Genomic DNA, 1,437 nt, shown 5'->3' with positions numbered 1-1,437 from the left:
GTCCTCGGGCAAAAGCATCGGTGTCATTCGATCCACCGTCACAAGTCGCTCAGCCATGCCCTCTTTTACCATATTCCAGAGGGAAAGGGAAAGTCCGACAGGCTGCTGGCTTGCTTCTTCCAGTGCCCGACCACGATCGGATGCACCCCAAATTCCGTACTCAACTAGTTGATCGTTTTCTCCTGGCGCAGCGCCGCGACGACCACCTTGGCCTTGAACTCCGCGCTCTGCCGACGACGCGTCCGTCTGCTTGGCTTGTCTGTCATTCCAGTGCCTTCCTTCTTGGCTTAACCACTGGTTGGACTTTTAGGGAGCACTTCAGATCCATCCTCCAATACCCAAGCGATCGCTTCATCTGTCCTCGCAGCGATCACTTCACTTGCTTACGACACGGCTCCCGGGCTGGGTTTGACACGGAAGAGACAATTCCTTTAGTTCGATAGGACTCCCCAGGTTCCGGAAAGCTCGCTCAAGATGATCGACCCAGCTATGCAAGAACCGGCGGTTGCCAGCGCGATCATTTTTTCTGATGGGATGATTCGCGAGCAGTTCACGGCCAAGATCAGCTTGATCGGTATTTTTGACCGCCTGAGTTCGCCTGGGTTTCCTTTTCTGGCAAAGTTCTTTGTGACGGCTTTCATCACGAACTTGCGGGGATCGCGAAAACCGCTCTCCGTAACTTTACGCCTTGAGAAAGAAGATTCCGGCCATGTCGTATGCAGCAGCAGCGCAAAACTTCAGTTCGGCGAGAAATCGCCGAACTTTGACCCGAGCGACGTGGTTCAAGTCCCCATGCCGACCGTAGCGAATTTCGCCGAGCCCGGCCCATACACGGCTGTGATTCTCGTGGATAACGAAGAAGCAGGGAAGGCGGCCCTTCGGGTCGATGCCCTGACCGTTGCCGGTCAACGACCCACAAAAGAAACTCCATGATGCAACATGCCGTTTTTTGTGAACCGCTAGAGCCGATCACCGTGATCGGAAGAAATGTCACGGTGATCAGCGATCCTGATGTTTTGTCCAGCACAAGCATGCGCGATGTCGTGATCGACACGGAGATCGATAGTCCGGAATGGGTTGCCATCTTGAGGAATCCATCTCCGCGCCCGAGCTTGAGCCGACTGCTTGATCAGTTGGAGCAGGGTCTAAAAGAGAACCCGAATCAGTTTCCCGAGAGGCGCCCGGAAGACATCTAGCCGAGCCTCGCCGGAGCCTGGATGGAGTCTCGAACGACTCGTGCGTTTTGGGAGCAACTGAAGTCTCTTTCGCCGGAAGTGCAAAAGGCCGCCGCGGCCGCCTACGAAAAGTTCATCCGAGATCCATCGCATCCAAGCTTACATCTGGAGCGTCTTCGCAGTGACCCAAGGACGTGGTCGGTCCGGGTGAATAGGTGTTGGGGTTCGCATGATTACCTCCTAGAAAATCGCCGTCCGTTGC

2 protein-coding genes are annotated in these 1,437 nt (G+C 55.3%); both read left to right on the top strand.

Annotation, left to right across the window (positions count from 1 at the left end; genetic code table 11):
• Positions 1-474 precede the first annotated feature (474 nt).
• A complete protein-coding gene (locus tag MAMT_RS08970) occupies positions 475-933 on the top strand; it encodes a DUF6941 family protein (protein WP_142660685.1) in 459 nt (152 codons plus the stop codon).
• The gene (locus MAMT_RS08965) at positions 930-1,196 is read left to right on the top strand and encodes a hypothetical protein (RefSeq protein ID WP_142660683.1); all 267 of its coding nucleotides are present in this window, start codon (positions 930-932) and stop codon (positions 1,194-1,196) included. The genes MAMT_RS08970 and MAMT_RS08965 overlap by 4 nt, the downstream gene beginning before the upstream one ends.
• Positions 1,197-1,437: the final 241 nt, after the last annotated feature.

Origin of the sequence: Methylacidimicrobium tartarophylax, from assembly GCF_902143375.2 — a bacterium.
In the GTDB taxonomy this organism is placed as follows: domain Bacteria; phylum Verrucomicrobiota; class Verrucomicrobiia; order Methylacidiphilales; family Methylacidiphilaceae; genus Methylacidimicrobium; species Methylacidimicrobium tartarophylax.
Note: the sequence above shows the minus strand (reverse complement) of the source record. Positions and strands in the feature narration are given on the sequence as shown.